Raw genomic sequence first — 13,502 nt, 5'->3', positions numbered from 1 at the left:
CCAGGGGAAGCAGTGAACGGACGCGCCGCGCGATGGAATGCATGGGGCCAGCACCTTGCGGTAGCCGCCGCGTACGCGGCTTGCTACGAGGTCACACGCCATGTGACCTTCTCCCACTGGATACTCACGGCCGGCCTTCGCCTGGCCTGCCTCCTGCTCATGCCACGGCGCTACTGGCCTGCGCTCGCCGCCGGCGAAGCGCTTCCCATGATTGAAAACGCGGTGCTGTGCATGCCGCAGTTCGGCCTCGCGTGGGCAGTCTCCGCCTCGGTGCCGATGATCGTGCTGTGCATGGCCTGGGTCCAGCCGCTGCGGCAGCGATGGAGCCTCTATACGGCGGATGGACAGCTGAGAATGGGCATGGTCCTGGCCGCGACGCTCGGCTGCGCGGTGCTGACGGCGGTAAAGACGGTCGTGACGCTGATGACGGCGTTGCTGCATTCGCCGGAGGCCTGGCCGGATATTTCGGTCGCCACGTATTTCTGGGCTTATGTGTTGGGCGCCTATCTCGGTGCCCTGACGCTTACGCCGACGATTCTCGCCTTGCGCGAGCGCGCCGGCGGCGACGTGCAAGCGACCGGGGCGTCCCTCTGGGGCAGCCCACTGCTTCGCGACGTCGTGTTGTGGGTGGTCCCGGTCTTGTTCGGCCTCGCCTGGCTTGCACTGGCGACGCAGCACGATGGTCTCCGTCAGGCGGCGCGATTGGCCTTGCTGTTGCCCGTTCTGGTCCTGGCGGTGCGCCATGGGTGGCACGGCACGGCGATCGCTGGCATGGGCGCAAGCATCGCCCTGGCGGCTACCGGCACGGCCTTGCTCGATCCGGCCATGATCCAGTGCCAGGTGGTCCTGGCACTGTTCCTTTCAGCGGCGCTCATGGTCGGCGCAAGACTTCCCATGCGCGCGGGTCGGCGCGGTGCGCAGGCGACCCCGCCTTAACGCGGAACGCTGCATTCCGCCGGATTCTTGCAACGTACGGCGTCGACGGCATGCGGGGTCTGTTGCGTGCTGGCACCGGCGGCGGTGTGCGCCGTCGTCTTGGCCACGGCGACACCGCAGGAGAGGGCAAGCAGGGCGGCAACGATCAGGGTCGGGCGGACGAGTGCGTACATGGCGTGCTCCAGTAGGTGGAAGGACGGGTGTGGCCGAGCCATCACCCACGAGAACGATACCGGGCCGAACATGGCCGTACACCACACAAGGCGGGCGCTTTTCCGGCAAGAGGTTGGCTAATCCGTCGTTTGCAAACGGAAAGTTGTGCAGCGTTCGATCGGCTACAAGCGCGTAAGGTCGGACGCGTAGCCGTGCGTCTACCTCGCCGAAGGCCTTCGACCGAGACGCTTTCGCGTCGTATGGCTCCGAAGTTTCGAAGTCCGCGCGTGGATGGTTGCGAGAGCGCAGAAAGACCTGATGAACGAGGCCGCCGAGTGGCTTCAATACGCACGCAGCCTCACGCGGCTACTTCGTCGACACGATCGGCCATGCGGAAGACAAATATATGACGACGGCGTGCATGAGGCTTCGCATTTCTCGGACCTCCCCGATGACCCGCTCGGTTGGTCTAACCAGACTCGTGACTACAAGCGCGGCCGCGCCGATCCACAGAGGCCCTCCCTCCAAACATGAAAGAACCCCTCGCCTCGGCAAGCGATTCTTTCTGCGTGACTCAGACTCGCCGCTACTGAGTTGACAAGGAGTACGGCTTCGCCCACCCCGCTTCGAACGTGCCGATCTTGGCATCTGCGGGGCTCGCCAAAACATTCAGCTGGCGAGTCTTGATGATGTCCTTGCTGAAAGGCAGGCGATCGTTGATCAGATACAGCGAATCCATGGCGTTGCCCGGACCGTCGTTGAGGTCGCCGACGCGGGAGGGAATGCGATGCAGCGTGAACGTCTTGATTGCGCAGTTCACCAGGTTCGAGTCGGCCTGATTGCAGCCATCCGTGTTCAGGGCGGTGTTATTGCTGTCGTTATAAAAGCCATCGACGACAACCGCTTCGCCGGCACCTACGCTGACCTTTGCGAAGGGGCGGGTGAGCTTGGTTGCCACCGCGACGCCGTCGACCATTTTTGCGTGCAGGATGCTACGCCAACCGCCCGGATCGGTCGTCACGGTTTCGCTGTGAGAGGCCTCGGACATGTGTGCGCAGCCACCGCCGCCCGCGCCACCGACCATCATCATGTCGCAGTAGGTGCCGTCGAAGACGGTCTTACTACCATATTGCGCAGCGAACCATTCCTGTGTCTGGTAGAACTCCTTCTCCTTCGTTGCGGTCAGTGAGGCGAGGCCGATCTTCGGCTTCGCTTGCCACTGCTTCGCGCTCATGTCCGGAAAGTTCGTTCGAAGCAACTTGTAGGTATTGCCAACAAGCGAATACGTACCCGGATCGACGATGTAAAACATGTAATACGACTTGCCGGCATCGATGCCTGTCAGGTAGCCGTGCAGTCCGACACGATCCATGGATTGCGGATAGCCGACCTTGAGGATGCTCTTTGGATCGCCGTCTTTCTGCCAGATGATGGCGGAGTTCCGGTCCAGGCTGTAATCGGGATAGCTGTCCGTACCCGGTGTCGGCAGGCCCGCATTCTTGTATTTCTCCCCGATATCCACCATCGGCATGACAACGACGGCCTTGCCGGAGGCAAGCGCCCTTCGATACAGCGTCGCACTCGCGTCCTGCCTGGCCTTCAGTTTGTCGGCGGCCTGTTGCGTTATCTCTTTAACGAGTGTCTTGCGGGTCTTGAACAGGTTCGCTAGGCGGGACGACGATTGAGCGGGAAGCGATCCCGCACCCGTTCTCGACAGATCCGGCGGCAACTCGGAGTGGGTGGCCCCAGCGAGCAGGCCGCAGGCCAGGTATTCCATATGAGCGGCGTTGATATTCGTCTGATCCGGGTTTACCTGGGCCACGAAGGAAATCGCGGCAAGATCACCGTCCACCGTGACGTGGAAGGGGAAACCTCGTTTATCTGGACCGTTAAAGCTGTAGCCCGAATCCCTGACCGCATCGATACTCTTCATCGCGACGGTCAACTCGCCCTGATGGCCGTGATAGTCCTCAACAAGAACCTCCCAGTCCTTCATCGCAGCGATGAACTTCTTCATGCTCGCGATCGCATCGTGCGGATCGATGCTGGGTGCCATGGTCCACGTGGAGTACGCGCTGCCCTCGTCGTCGTTCAGCGCCGTCGTGAAGTTCGTCATGCAGAGCTTCGTGGAGTCCACCGGCCCGAATAGCATCGCCGCGCTGGGCAGGGCGCTGGCGGTCGGGGCGTGACTATCCGGTGCGGCGGCCGCGACGGCGCCACCGGAGTTTTTCACCTGCGCGAGCATGCCGCATATCGCCCCGCGCATATCGTCCGGTTTTACCATCATGCCTGCGGGAAGCGTCACGTCGAGATTGACCGCGCCAGCATCGGTGGCCGTGATGAAGAGCGGAAAGCCTCGCGCGGTTCCGCTCGCTTTCTGATGAATGGTCAGCGATCCCTGTGACCCCTGGACGTTACCCTGGTCGACATCGAACCCCTTCGCGGTGGCGATGTCCTTCAATTGCGCAATGGCGCTCCGGGCGGGCAGGCCGGGCGATGTTATGCCGGCTCCGAAGGTCAGTCCGGTGGACTTATCGCCACCGGATTTAAACGAGCACGCATCCTGGGCGAGGGCGCCTGTGCTCAGGCATAACGCAAGAAGGCCTAAAGAGAGGTACAACCATACGGACCGATGCATCTTCCTTTTCCCCTAATCCATGCTTGGTTGCAGCGTAAAGGCTCGGCGGCAATGAATAAGTGGGGGCGGACGGTTTGTCAAGCTACAACTGCAATACCACGCTGGCACGATGGGCCCTTGCCTTCGAGTGGATTCCCAGATGGCTACGGACCCGGACCTCGCTTCTGTTCCCTATGCACGCATCGACGAGTTGGGTAGTTGCATCGTCCATGGGCTGGCCGTCGGGCTCAGCGTCGCCGGGCTCGTCGCCCTGGTGGCGAAAGCGACCTCGTATGGTGGTCCTCTTGCGGTGTTCGCCAGTGCGCTCTATGGGGCGACACTGATTTTCCTCTTTACCGCTTCGACCCTTTATCACACCCTTAAGAATCACCGCGCCCAGAGCTTTCTTCGGACGCTCGACCATGTGGGCATCTACTGGCTGATCGCGGGCACCTATACCCCCTTCGCGCTTATCGCGATGCCCGAAACGTGGGGCTTTGTCTTGTTCGGGGCGATTTGGCTGCTTGCCATCGCCGGCACGGTGCTCGAGCTAGGCATCTTGAGGCGTTATCACCATGCGGCCGTGTTCCTGTACGTCGCCATGGGATGGGGCGCGATCGCCACGTTCCAGCCGCTGGCAGGTCACGTGCCGAAGGACGGCCTGATGCTGTTGGTGGCGGGCGGTGTTGCCTATACGGCGGGTGTTCCGTTCTATCTGGCAAAGCGGTTGCCGTTTCACCATTCGCTGTGGCATTTGTTTGTGTTGGCGGGAAGTGTTTTGCATTACTTCGCTGTGTTGTTTTATGTGTTGCCGGGGGCGGGTGCGGGGCGCGGATGATTCAGGTGCATTCCGGCTACTGCCCGGCATTGAAGCGTGATGCAGTTCGGGCGCCGCCGGAGGATCAGTTGACGGGAGGGTCGCCCAGGGAGCGGCGCTGTCTCGGGATGCCCGGGTTGTCTAAAAATCCACGCGATCCGCTTGCCTGATCGCTTGCGATAGCCATCGTATTATTCGGAAATGTAGGACTTCCCCTACAGACACCCATTCGCTGTCTCCTTTAACTTTGCCCAGTAACGTTGCGGCTCGGCTTTCCACTACCCCAACGACCAAGCAAGCCGATCTTGCGCGGGTGAGGATCGGCGCTCCCCTGGTTTCCTGATGGATCGGTATAAGTAGCTTCTGATCTGAGATATAGACATGCGCCTATACGCCCTGGCAGTGCTCGTTGTCGCATCCACGCTCTCGCCGGTATGGGGAAGCGAGAATCAATCTGTCCGGACGTGCGCGGACTTCACTACGGGGTCACCGGGAACGGGGGTCGCGTATCGAGGTCGCGTGGTGAATGACGACTATCACATGGTCATCAGCGTTCCTAATGGGGAGACGGGGTGGGGTGGTGTCGCAGATGACGCCCCTTTCCACGGGTTCGACATCTTCCCGGTTGGGTCCCACTCAAGCTGCATCGTCATTTTGGTCGGATGGCGGGTAGAAGAAGACGAAAAGCCAACTCGCCCACCTGGTTCGACCGTTGTCGAGTTGGATGGCACGCAGGCATGGTTAGAGCAGCGCAGAGGAACGGTGGAACACCAGGAGATGGTGAACGAGATTGTCTCGTTCAGCGCCCCCGTGCGGACCGTGTTTGCGGACGGCCAAGCCATCATGGTGGCGCCGGCCGACGAGGTACCGAAGGTGCGGAAGATCTATCAGCAGCTTCTGAAATCCTTGTCGTTCAAGAAAGAAGATCCTGCGGGCCATTCATCCTGAAGAGAATTCCTAGCGACATCCAGATTCCGTCGATTCAAATTGATGCTCGGGCTGGTGGGGGGCTCGTCTAAATGACGGCCGATCAGCAGCGCATATCGGCGCAATTCGAAGAGCGCACTGGCGAGCACTCCGACTTTCGGAGTGATCATGTGCGACTTGATGGAGTGTGTTGACACATTCTTGTGGGGGGCGTAGGTTTTTGCGACCTGGCAGCGCGCCAGAAGAAGGGGCAACGGAATGTACGAACGTCAGGTCGTCGGCTCGCCGGAGTTGACGGGTTTTTCGTTTCCTGCGCGACATACGGTGTTGGGCGAAGTCTCGGCAGCATCCGGAGAGAGGTGCTGCGTCGTGAGGGCGATTTCTCTTCGTCGGCCGGAGTTTTACTGCTTGACCCGCGAAGTGGATGAAGTCCTCGACGCGACTGACAAGCCCTTGTATGCATCATCATCCTGAGTGAGAGCCAGGGTGTTTTTCACCGTCGGACTCGAGTCTTGGCTTACAACGAGCCGCTGCGATGTGCATAGCGCCCGTTTCAGGAGGTCGTGTCTCCGGGCGTAACAAATGGCGTCCGTTTGCCCGATTAAGTCAGTCATACGCCCTTTTGCTGCGCACCAGCACTTCGGTGCATCGCGTTGAGACCTCGGGTCATCAACTTTTAAACATCAAGGGTAAATGATGAACCCTCTGGTTCTCAGACTTCGACTTCTGGCGAGAGGGGCCGCACTAGTCGCCGTGTGCGTTAGTGGCTCAGTAAGCGCGCAATCGAGAAGCGTTACCTATTACTACAGTGACTCGCTAGGGTCCGTACTCGCAACTGCCGACGCCGCGGGCAACATAACCTCACAAGCCGACTATCGGCCCTTCGGTCAGAACAGCATCGGAAGCCAAGCGGCTGGCCCAGGATATACCGGCCACGTCGGTGATCCGGACACCGGGCTTGTCTACATGCAAGCCCGATACTACGATCCCGCAATCGGCCGGTTCTTGTCCGTTGACCCAATTGTTCCCACTGCGGGAAATGTGTTTGATGGGAACAGGTACGCATACGTCAACAACAACCCGGTCAGTTTGTCTGACCCGACGGGTAAGTGTGCGCCTTGCGCGGCTGAGGTCGTCTATGTAGGCGGCGCGGTCATTGTGGCAGCGGGTGCTGGCTACGCCACTTACATGATCGTCGACCAGGTAAACCGTCAGCAACCAGGCACGGGCTCTATCGTTTTCAATGAAGCACCGACGTCGGGAGAGGCGAAAGACAAGATCTTTGAAGGCACCAGTCCCGCGGTCGGGACAGCAGGAAAAAAAGGGGAGCGTGAAGGAGTGGCCGGAGGGGAGAAGGAGGCTTGGGACAAAATCGACGGCACGGAGGAAGACAAGGGCAGCGCGAAAGTGAAGGTCTTGTCCGATGGCGGCGTCGCTGATTTACACAACAGTACAAAGAGTCAGTATCCACAAGGGACGCCGAGCATCAAGATCACCGATCCGAGCGGAAAAATCATCGGCACCGTTCGTTTTCCGAAGCCGCCACCGCCACCTCAACCTCAGCCAAAATCTGAAGCTCCAGGGGGATCGTGAGTATGAATTCTCCGAGGCCAATGAAGATTGACGAGGCTCGACGATCTTTTTTCGTCGAGGACGAGGGCGCACAGGACGGATTCGCCAGAAAAAGCTGGCGAGGCGCAGTTCTTGACCGTGATAAGTATGAGTGGCACGCCATGCCAAAGCTGCTCTGGGAAGCGCTTCGAGAAGCGAGCGAGGACTCTTGTTGGTGGATTTGCGGCTACGCTGGGTCAGAGATGCCTCAGCCGGATCCCGTATCGTTTTCGTTTGACTGGGACTCGTTTCTCTACATTCCGGGCTGGTCGGTTCAGGGCGCGGTGGAATGGGTTGCGTACAACGGTTCTCAAACCATCGCAGTACTCGCGGAACACGACGTCACTATCGTCGGCGCGACGCAGACCGTGGCTGACGAGCTTGATCGAGTCCTTCAAGATTCCGGTACAAACCTGCGACAGCTCACGCTAGCCGATTTCCCTGAACCGGGGAGGCTGGAAGACTTTATAAAGTCGGTCACCAAATAGATTTTTGCAACTCGGCAGACACTCATCAGGCAGCTTACGTGCCACGGTCGTATGCACACGGTCACGCGGCGGGCGAGTGTTTGCAAAATTGACTTTGTTTTTAGCGGTCCACTTATGCCGCTAAATGTCGTGTACCGGCAAGCTCCGGAAAGATATGCCCTGGCACGCCGGATAATCACAGAATGCACACGCGGCTCGCGCGACGACGGTGGGCAAACAGGGGACAGGGAAATGAAGCGTTTGGAATCTTGCGCAGCGTTTGCTTGCGCGCACTTTGTAAGGTCGATTCAGCGAGCCTCCATAATATCCGTCATCTTCTTCTGTCGACCCCGTGGGCCTGTGGATGAGGCGACCTTAACTCCAGTTTTCAGCGGTGCCGAAAAAGTGGGACGACGTCAAGGTCACTCTATGACAGCAACATCTGTCCGTCGCGCTGGTCTATCCGTTGCCATATTTGGACTCCTTTTATTCTGGGGAGGGGGCGCGTCAGCGGCCTGTCTGGACGGGAACCCCAAGGTAGCGGAAGAGTTCGCCAAGACACCCATTGTGATGGTCGGCACAGCGATCGAGAGCCATGACGTGCCAGATGACAACGACGATGGCATGTCCAGCTATACGATTTACATCGTGAAGGCACGGGAAGTCATCAAGGGTAAGCCGGCGAAGAGGTTATGGCTGTTCTCGGTCAACACATCTTCACGCTTTCCGATGGACCTCAATGTTCCCTATCTTCTTTTCGTTCAGCATTCCCCGGAAATGGACTTCGTGGATAGCTGTGGCAACTCCGCGCCGTTGAAGGAAGCAAAGGACGTCTACGAGGAGACCAAGCGCATCGCGGCGGGATCCGCAAAAAAGGACGGTCGGTAGGGCCGTGTGGTCGTCAGGTTCTGCGGCCCCGTCGCGGCGAGGGGCCGCAGAACTTGACGACTAAAGACGCGTTGCCCCTTTCGTAGTCATTCCTTTGCGAACAGGGAACGATTGGGCGGGTCTGACGTTAGATGCCGGACGGGCGCTGAAGAAAATAGGGTTTCGGCAAAATCGATACCTCAAACGATACCTCGAAGGGTCGTTTGGGTCATCGAAATGCGGCGCTAAAAACGCAATCGGGCCAAGGGTTTAAGCCTTGGCCCGAGCGTCGATTGGTGGAGGTGGCGGGAGTCGAACCCGCGTCCGAAGGCGTTTAATCTCCAGATCTACATGCTTAGCTCACCGTTAAGTCTCGTCCGCCAGCAGCACGGTGTGCGAAGCGCACCGACGGACATATCTGATTGATCTAGCGTCAGACCCACAGATGGAGAGTCTTTCGGCGGTCTCATGATAGTGACCCTACACCGACGAGCATGAGCACAAGATCGGTTCGGGGGTAGGGCCTTTTTTAGGGGCCGAACGCTTTAGGCGGCGAGAGCCACCGAAGCGTCATTACCGTAGTAGTTGTCATTGGCAACTATAGTTTTGCAGCTGGTTTAACGAGGAAAGCTACCCCCTCGGCATGCACCAGTAGATCGCACTACCCCCGTCGAAACCAGAACACCCCCGGGGAAAACTGTGGTGTGACTACATCTAGCAGTATATGGCCGGGGCAGGCCACCCACAATGGGCGCCGCCCGTCCGTTCAGGTCAGCCCAACTTGTTGTGGGAGCGCATGACCCGTTGTTTGTCGACCGCCCACTCACGTTCTTTCTCCGCGGTGCGCTTGTCGTGGTCCTGCTTACCCTTGGCCAGGCCGATCTCGCACTTCACCTTGTTGTTCTTCCAGTACATCGCGGTGGGCACGAGGGTGTAGCCCTTGCGCTCGACGGCGCCGATCAGGCGGTCGATCTCCTCGCGGTGCAGGAGCAGCTTGCGGGTGCGCCGGTCGTTGGCGATCACGTGGGTGGAGGCGCTGATCAGGGGCGGGATCTGGGCGCCGACGAGGAAGACCTCACCGTGCTGGATGATCGCGTAGCAGCCTTCGCCGAAATTGATCCGGCCCGCGCGCAGGGACTTCAGTTCCCAGCCTTGCAGGGCCATGCCGCACTCGAAGCGCTGGTCGATGTGATATTCGTGGCGCGCGCGCTTGTTCAGCGCGATCGTGCCGCCGCCTTCTTTTTCCGTGTCCTTCGGTTTCGCTTTTGCCATGTCCGCTAAAATCGGTCTATCGGATCCCTGATACAAGGCCGGCGGGTCCGTGAGCCGGCAAATGAGACGAGGTCAAAGCAGTGATTGAAATCCGCCGCAGTGCGATCGTGCCTTTCACGCCCGCGCAGATGTTCGACCTGGTCAACGATGTGGAAGCATACCCAAAGCGCTTCGGCTGGTGTGACGCCGCCGAAGTGCTCGAGCGGGAAGACAACGTGCTGGTGGCCAGGCTGGATCTCAAGTTCGCCGGGCTGAAGCAGAGTTTCACTACCCGTAACACGATGGACAAGCCGAATAGCCTGGCCATGAAATTCGTCGAGGGCCCGTTTCGCTCGCTGGATGGGGTGTTCACCTTCCAGGCGTTGGGCGATGTGGGCTGCAAGATCGCCCTGGCGCTGGACTTCGACTACGCCGGGCTGGGTGGTTCGGTGCTGAGGATGGGCTTCCAGCAACTGGCCAACCGCATGGTCGACGACTTCTGCGACGAGGCGCGCCGGCAGTATGGCTGAGCTGGCTGTCGAGGTCGCCTACGTCGGCCCGGAAGGGCAGGTCGTCCTTGCACTGGTCGTTCCGTCGGGGACAACCGCCTGGCAGGCGGTCGAGCTGGCGGCGGGCGGTTTACCCAAGGGAGTCATGCCCGACCCGGACAGGCTGGGCATTTTCGCGAAGAAAGTCGCCGCGGACCGAGTCCTGGAGGAGGGCGACCGGGTGGAGCTGTACCGGCCGCTGACACTCGATCCGATGGAGGCCAGGCGGCGCCGCGCCAAGCGCGGCGCCTGAGAGGCCTGTTACTTCTTGTCGTCCGACGAGCTGCCGCCGAAGATGCCGCCCTGGTCGTCATCCTTCTTGTCGTTGGCGCTGGTGTTCTTGTCACCCTTGGTGCCGTTGACCGGATCGTTCTTGTACTTCTTGGAGTCCTTCAACAGCTGCTGGGCGTCCTGGGCGAAGAAATCGCCTTCGGTACGGACCAGGGTGTCGTTATTGAAGGTCAGCGTGAGCGTACGGGTGGTCATCTTGCCGCCACGATGCGAGAACGTGGAGACGTAGTCCCAGCGGTCGTTATCGAAGGGGGAGGCCACCGAAGGGGTGCCCAGCAGCACCAGGACCTGGCGCTTGGTCAGACCCGGCTGCAGCTGTTCGACATTTTTCTTGTCGAGCAGGTTGCCCTGCTGCACGTCGGGGGTATAGAGAAGGCTGCAGCCCTCGATGGCGACCGCCATCATGGCCATACCCAGCGTGCGGCGAATGAGCTTTTGCATGCGTAGTAACGTCCGGATCGTGAAGCCTGCGATGATACACTAAGCGCCTGACGGCACCGCGAGGGGGTCCCAATGGACCAGGAAACAAAAGAACTGCGTAAGGCGGGGCTTAAAGTCACACATCCGCGCATGCGGATCCTGCAGATCTTCGAGGAGGCGGACGAGCGCCACCTGACCGCCGAAGATATCTACAAGCGTCTGCTTGCGCACCAGGAAGACATCGGGCTTGCCACGGTGTATCGGGTGCTGACCCAGTTCGAAGCTGCCGGCATCGTCATGAAGCACAACTTCGAGGGTGGGCAGGCCGTCTACGAGCTGGACCGCGGCAAGCATCATGACCACATGATCGATGTGGACAGCGGGAAGGTCATCGAGTTCATCAGCGAGGAGATCGAGCGCCTCCAGCATGAAATCGCGGAGCGTCATGGGTACGTGATCGAAGATCACAGCCTGGTGCTGTACGTGCGACCCAAGAAGAAGCGCTGAGGCGGGGTCTTTACGGCTTGGCAGGCATGAAAAGGCTCCCTATGGGAGCCTTTTTCTTTGGTGGGCGAGGGCTTTTGGAGGAGCCGGCTGTGCCGGCGACGGGCACGGCAGCCTGGCAATCGCCGCTGAAGCGGCTCCCACAATTAAAGGCTTTCCCAAATAAAGGCTTTCCCAAATAAAAACGCCGCTGGCGGACTCCTGTCCACCAGCGGCTTGATCCGATGTTTCCATGGTTCGTGAATCGCGAGTTGCTCGCGGGATCCACGGGTCACCATTTCGCATCGGCGAGGCTGACATCCTGTCGCCTCATCAGGTCGATCGTCCCCACGACCGACCTGGGCTCACCGTCTCTCGACGGCGGCTCCCCCACATCGATGACGGAATCGTAACGAACCGTTCACTGGCCCGGTATCGGAAAATTTCCTATGTGAGTTCCGATACTTGTGCTGCGAAGCAACACCCGAAGGTGTAATCCGATTGGCTCGGGACGGATGCGGAAGATGCCGCCCAGAGCGGTGATGCGGTCGCTCATTCCCTGTAGGCCGCGTCCGCCACCGTCTGTGCGGACTGGCCTGGGTGTGGCGGGCAGGCCGGTACCGTCGTCACGTATGTCGAGGATGGCCACCGGACCGCTGTCGCGCAGTCCGATGCGCAGCCGCAATTTCAGTTCCTTCGCCCCGGAATGGCGAACCACATTGGTCGCACTTTCCTGCACGACGCGGTAGATCGCGGTAAGGGTTTCATCGTCGAGCAGCCTCGGCTCGCCCCGCAGGTCGGTTACGTAATGGATGCCGGCGGCGGTCAGCATGTCGCGGACCGGGCCCTCGTCGAGCGCCCTGAGCAAGCCGAACTCGTCGAGGACGGAGGGGCGCAGGCTGTCGAGCATCTTGTGCAGGGCCCGGCGCATGTGGCCGAGGATGCCGTTGATCGAGGCGCCGATGTCGTCGAGGCCGGCGCTGCCCAGCCGGGCCTGGGCGAGCTTCAGATGGGTCTGGATGGCGGTGAGGTTCTGGCCCAGCTCGTCGTGAAGCTCCGCGGCCATGTGCTTGCGCAGGTCTTCTTCGGCCTGAAGGTTGCCGCGGGCCGCGTCCCGCAGCTGGCGGGCGAGCTGGTCGAGGCGCTGGTTGGCGGCCGCCAGATGGGTGTTCTGCTGGGCCACGCGCTCGCTGCTCCGGCGCAGGGCGTCGGTGGCCGCGCCGAGCATGAGGGTGCCCGTACCGGCCACGGCGAGGAACAGATGGGCGGCCGCCGTCGGCGCGCCGCGGCCGATCATGTCCTCGGTGACGTTCAGCCCGACGCTGGTGATCAACATGGCCAGGCCCGCACCGCGCCAGCCGTGCCGGAAGGCGAAGAACAGCACCGGTGCCAGCGACAGCACGCGGGCGAACTGCGGCTGCGGCGAGTACTCGGCCAGCGTCACCAGGATCGCCAGCGAGGGGAGCATCACCAGCAGCCCGTCGAGCAGCAACTCCGCCAGCGCCGACTGGGTGGGCCGCTCGCGGAAGATGAGGATCATCACCGGGACGACCAGCAGCACGCCGAGGTAGTTGCCGAGCAGGTCGCTGCCGAAGGTGGTGCCGAGCATTTCCACCGGCGCGGCGGGGTGCAGGGAGGCCATCATCGCCGCGTTGCCGGCGGTGGCGACGGTGGCCGTGACCATGGCCGACAGCAGCAGGCGGGCGACGTCTTCGGGCGTGTTGAGGCTGGCGTGCAAGTGGGCCCGGCGCAATAGCCACAGGCACGCGGCGACCATCAGCGGTTCCGGGGCGTCGCCCAGCACGAAGCCGGCGCCGCCGATCGGCAGGCCGCTACGCCATTCGCAGAATGCGCTGGCGACGATTTCGGCGCCGAGGATCCAGAACCAGTTGCGCGTGCGCATGAGGAGCAGGGCGCCGAAGCGCAGGCCGAACGGCAGCACCCAGTAAGGTTGTTCCGTCGGCCACAGCAGGACCCAGGCGGCGCCGTAGACCAGGGCAAACAGGGGGCCGGCGAACCGGGAGACGGCATTTAGTCGCATTCGCCGAATGTTACACGGCGAACCTCGACTGACGCTGCCTTATCCCCGCCATACGCACGCGTCGGGCGAGCCT

14 protein-coding genes and 1 other RNA gene are annotated in these 13,502 nt (G+C 60.9%); 9 read left to right on the top strand and 6 right to left on the bottom strand.

The features are described from left to right. Window positions 1-12: 12 nt before the first annotated feature. Window positions 13-936: an MASE1 domain-containing protein gene (locus VM621_RS01640; protein WP_325467246.1), complete on the top strand. Its 924-nt coding sequence runs from the start codon at window positions 13-15 to the stop codon at window positions 934-936. On the opposite strand, the gene VM621_RS01635 is transcribed toward VM621_RS01640, so the two are convergent. Both VM621_RS01635 and VM621_RS01630 read right to left on the bottom strand, forming a co-directional pair. Further along, window positions 933-1,109, bottom strand: coding sequence for a hypothetical protein (locus tag VM621_RS01635; RefSeq protein ID WP_325467245.1), 177 nt, complete (start codon window positions 1,107-1,109; stop codon window positions 933-935). The genes VM621_RS01640 and VM621_RS01635 overlap by 4 nt on opposite strands. A gap of 566 nt (window positions 1,110-1,675) precedes the next feature. Next, window positions 1,676-3,727 carry a hypothetical protein gene (locus VM621_RS01630; protein ID WP_325467244.1) on the bottom strand — a complete coding sequence of 684 codons (2,052 nt, stop codon included), beginning with the start codon at window positions 3,725-3,727 and terminating at the stop codon, window positions 1,676-1,678. Window positions 3,728-3,866: 139 nt separating this feature from the next. On the opposite strand from VM621_RS01630, the gene trhA reads away from it, so the two are divergent. The 5 genes from trhA to VM621_RS01605 all read left to right on the top strand — a co-directional run bounded on the left by trhA (window position 3,867) and on the right by VM621_RS01605 (window position 8,416). After that, window positions 3,867-4,544 carry a PAQR family membrane homeostasis protein TrhA gene (trhA, locus tag VM621_RS01625; RefSeq protein ID WP_325467243.1) on the top strand — a complete coding sequence of 226 codons (678 nt, stop codon included), beginning with the start codon at window positions 3,867-3,869 and terminating at the stop codon, window positions 4,542-4,544. A gap of 501 nt (window positions 4,545-5,045) precedes the next feature. Then, entirely contained in the window at window positions 5,046-5,471 is a 426-nt protein-coding gene (locus VM621_RS01620) for a hypothetical protein (protein WP_325467242.1), read from the top strand. A gap of 672 nt (window positions 5,472-6,143) precedes the next feature. After that, the gene (locus VM621_RS01615; RefSeq protein ID WP_325467241.1) at window positions 6,144-7,043 is read left to right on the top strand and encodes an RHS repeat-associated core domain-containing protein; all 900 of its coding nucleotides are present in this window, start codon (window positions 6,144-6,146) and stop codon (window positions 7,041-7,043) included. Between the two features lie 20 nt (window positions 7,044-7,063). Continuing rightward, window positions 7,064-7,549 (top strand): hypothetical protein, encoded by a 486-nt coding sequence (locus tag VM621_RS01610; protein ID WP_325467240.1) that lies wholly within the window; start codon window positions 7,064-7,066, stop codon window positions 7,547-7,549. Window positions 7,550-7,888: 339 nt separating this feature from the next. After that, complete coding sequence (locus tag VM621_RS01605; RefSeq protein WP_325467239.1) at window positions 7,889-8,416, top strand: hypothetical protein; 528 nt, start codon at window positions 7,889-7,891, stop codon at window positions 8,414-8,416. A gap of 273 nt (window positions 8,417-8,689) precedes the next feature. On the opposite strand, the gene ssrA is transcribed toward VM621_RS01605, so the two are convergent. Then, window positions 8,690-9,084: a transfer-messenger RNA gene (gene ssrA, locus VM621_RS01600) on the bottom strand. An 82-nt stretch (window positions 9,085-9,166) separates the two neighbouring features. After that, a complete protein-coding gene (smpB, locus tag VM621_RS01595) occupies window positions 9,167-9,667 on the bottom strand; it encodes an SsrA-binding protein SmpB (protein WP_325467238.1) in 501 nt (166 codons plus the stop codon). An 80-nt stretch (window positions 9,668-9,747) separates the two neighbouring features. Between smpB and VM621_RS01590 the strand changes: the two genes are divergently transcribed. Together VM621_RS01590 and VM621_RS01585 are read left to right on the top strand one after the other, a co-directional pair. Beyond that, window positions 9,748-10,176: a type II toxin-antitoxin system RatA family toxin gene (locus VM621_RS01590; RefSeq protein WP_325467237.1), complete on the top strand. Its 429-nt coding sequence runs from the start codon at window positions 9,748-9,750 to the stop codon at window positions 10,174-10,176. Further along, window positions 10,169-10,447: an RnfH family protein gene (locus VM621_RS01585; RefSeq protein ID WP_325467236.1), complete on the top strand. Its 279-nt coding sequence runs from the start codon at window positions 10,169-10,171 to the stop codon at window positions 10,445-10,447. The genes VM621_RS01590 and VM621_RS01585 overlap by 8 nt, the downstream gene beginning before the upstream one ends. Window positions 10,448-10,455: 8 nt before the next feature. Here VM621_RS01585 and VM621_RS01580 read toward each other — a convergent pair whose 3' ends face one another. Next, window positions 10,456-10,926 (bottom strand): outer membrane protein assembly factor BamE, encoded by a 471-nt coding sequence (locus tag VM621_RS01580; RefSeq protein ID WP_325467235.1) that lies wholly within the window; start codon window positions 10,924-10,926, stop codon window positions 10,456-10,458. Between the two features lie 72 nt (window positions 10,927-10,998). Here VM621_RS01580 and fur point away from each other — a divergent pair, with 72 nt between their 5' ends. After that, entirely contained in the window at window positions 10,999-11,412 is a 414-nt protein-coding gene (gene fur / locus VM621_RS01575) for a ferric iron uptake transcriptional regulator (RefSeq protein WP_046965876.1), read from the top strand. Between the two features lie 397 nt (window positions 11,413-11,809). On the opposite strand, the gene VM621_RS01570 is transcribed toward fur, so the two are convergent. Then, window positions 11,810-13,429: an MASE1 domain-containing sensor histidine kinase gene (locus VM621_RS01570; RefSeq protein WP_325467234.1), complete on the bottom strand. Its 1,620-nt coding sequence runs from the start codon at window positions 13,427-13,429 to the stop codon at window positions 11,810-11,812. Window positions 13,430-13,502: the final 73 nt, after the last annotated feature.

Source organism: Luteibacter sp., assembly GCF_035539195.1.
Lineage (GTDB): Bacteria > Pseudomonadota > Gammaproteobacteria > Xanthomonadales > Rhodanobacteraceae > Luteibacter.
Note: the sequence above shows the minus strand (reverse complement) of the source record. Positions and strands in the feature narration are given on the sequence as shown.